Below are 2,745 nucleotides of genomic sequence, written 5' to 3'. Positions count from 1 at the left end.
CGCTTCATCGTCCTCGACGGCCTGGCCAAGCCGACCGTCCTGGAGGGCCCGGACCCGGCCGTCCTGCTCGCCGCCTACGGCGAAGTGGGCCAGTAGCTCCGCCGACGCGTCAGCACGTGAGGGAATTCGCCCCGGTCGGCCCAACCGATGGAAGGAATCCGCGAGTTGCCCGCTCGCACTGGAGTGGGGCTACGGCGGGCCGCCACGCTGGTCGAGCTGAGCCCCGGGCATGACCGGCCCAGCGTGATGAAGATCGATCGCCGCAGTGTGAGGAGAGAACGATGAAGATCACCCGCCACCCCCAGGGCGCACCGTGCTGGGCGGATCTCGACACTCCCGACGTCGCGTCCGCACGTGCCTTCTACAGCTCCCTCTTCGGTTGGCAGGCTCTGGAACTCCCCAGCGGATACGTGAACTTCACGCTGCACGGAGAGAAGATCGTGGGCGCGATCAAGCTCAAGGAGGGAGAGGAGCACTCGGCCGGCTGGACCGTCTACTTCATGACGGATGACCTGGTCGAGACGACGAAGGCGGTGGAGGCCGCCGGCGGCAGCGTGGCCAGCCCCCCGCGGAAGGTGTCGGTCGCCGGTAGCGCCGCGGTCTACCGGGCCCCTGACGGAGCGCTCTTCGGCGCCTGGGAGCCGGACAAGCACCCCGGGTCCGGCCTGGTGCACGAACCCGGCACCCCGTCCTGGTACGGACTGGGCACTCTGGACGTCGTCGGCTCCACGGCGTTCTACACCCAGGTCTTCGGCTGGACGGCCGCAGCGCCGACGGCGGGCGACACCACGCCCGTCACGGCATCCGGCGACTCGGTGGAGTTCGGCGGAATCACCGACGGGCCGGCCGTCTCACCGGGCTGGACCCTGCACTTCGGCGTGGAGGACGTCGACGCGGCATCGGCGACGGCGGTCTCGCTGGGCGGCGCGGTCGTCTCCGCTCCCACGGACGTCACCGGGGTCGGCCGGGTCGCCGTGCTGAAGGACCCGTGCGGCGTGAGCTTCGCGCTGGTCAGCCCAGCCTGACGGCAGTCGTACGGCCCCGGTGGGCCGCTTCGGCGGAGAGCGTTCCCACCGGGGCACTGCCTCGCTTGCTCGCACCTGTCCTCAAGCCGGCCGACACAGCGCCACGGCCGGCCCTCGTAGTGAGCCCCTTGTGCGGAGAAGGGAGGTGGTTCGCCGTGCAGAGCGAGCCTCCCAGTCGAACCCCGCGTACGGCCGTCCCCCACCGGAGCGCGCTGTGACTTCTCGCAGCTGACCTCCACCAGGCAGGGACGGTGCCGGTACGCGCCTCGCGAAGTAGAGCATCCCGCCCCATCGCCCACCGAGGTGACTCCTGCCATGACGCACACCCAGCTGACCGACGACGAGCTGCCCACGGAGCTTCAGGACGCTTTGGAGCGCCACGACCTGCGTGACGCACAGTACTTGCTGGGCCAGCGCCCGCCCCACGTCATCGCCGACGAGCTGGCCCGGATGAACGCCGTGGACGCGGTGGTCGCGTTCCGGCTCCTCGACAAGGACGAGGCCATCAAGGTCTTCGAGGAACTGGAGCCCATCGACCAGCGGGCCGTCCTGATGGGCCTGCGGGACACGGCCTTCCACGAACTGGTCGAAGAGCTGGATCCCGACGACCGGGTGCGCATGCTCCGCGAGGCCCCGGCCAAAGTGGTGCAGAGGGTCCTGGCCGGGCTCAGCGCGCATGAGCGACGCGTGACCGCCGCCCTGCTGGGATATCCGGAAGGCTCGGTGGGGCGTTACATGACCCCCGAGATGGTCGCGCTGGACCAGCACCTGACCGTGCAACAGGCGCTGGATCTCGTCCGATCCAGGGGCGCGGACGCGGAGACCGTCTACACGCTGCCCGTCGTGGACACCGGGCGCCGCCTGACCGGCGTGGTCGAACTGCGGGAACTCGTGCTCAGCCCGCCGGGAAAAGGCGTCCTCGACCTCGTCTCCGCCGATGTCCCCCGCGCGCACGCCGCCGACCCCGCGGAGGACGCGGCTCGCCTGATGCGCGAGACGAACACCCTGGACCTGCCTGTCGTCGACAGCGAGGAAAGGCTGGTCGGCCTGCTCACCATCGACGACGCGGTCGAGGTGATCGAGGAGGCGGACACGGAGGACGTCGCACGCCAGTCCGGATCGGCTCCGTGGAGCGGGCACTACATGGCGGCGACCGTGTGGCAGCTGGCTCGCTACAGGGTGGTGTGGCTCCTGCTTCTGCTGCTGGCCGCGACACTCACCGTGACGGTGACGAAGGCCTTCGAAAGCACACTTGAGCAGGTCACCCAGCTCGCCATGTTCATTCCGCTGCTGATCGGTACCGGCGGAAACGCGGGGGCTCAGGCGGCCACGGCCGCGGTACGCGCGCTGGCCGTGGGTGAGGTACGCGGCTCGGACCTGCCCGCGATCATCTGGCGGGAGTGCCGGGTGGGGGTCGTCCTCGGAACGATGCTGGCAACCCTGGGGATGGCGCTGGGCACGGCGTTCGTGGGCGCCCACATCGCTCTCGTCGTCGGCATCGCGCTCGTGATCATCTGTGGCTGGGCGGCGACGGTCGGCGGGGCCATGCCGCTCCTGGCCAAACGAGTCCACATCGATCCAGCGGTGATCTCGGCCCCCATGGTCACGACACTGGTGGACGCCACAGGACTGGTGATCTACTTCGTCACTGCCCGAGTGGTCCTGGGTATCTGAAAGATGCCGCCACACCCCTCCCGGGCCCGCGTTCGTGCGGGCCCGG

Annotated in this window: 2 protein-coding genes; both read left to right on the top strand. The window is 69.9% G+C overall.

The features are described from left to right. Positions 1 to 281: 281 nt before the first annotated feature. Positions 282 to 1,025, top strand: a complete 744-nt coding sequence (locus ACWDEN_RS47990; RefSeq protein WP_351623422.1) for a VOC family protein — start codon at positions 282 to 284, stop codon at positions 1,023 to 1,025. 315 nt (positions 1,026 to 1,340) lie between these two features. Next, entirely contained in the window at positions 1,341 to 2,699 is a 1,359-nt protein-coding gene (gene mgtE / locus ACWDEN_RS47985; protein ID WP_351623423.1) for a magnesium transporter, read from the top strand. The last annotated feature ends 46 nt before the right edge of the window (positions 2,700 to 2,745 follow it).

This window comes from Streptomyces sp. NPDC001153, assembly GCF_053598315.1.
Note: the sequence above shows the minus strand (reverse complement) of the source record. Positions and strands in the feature narration are given on the sequence as shown.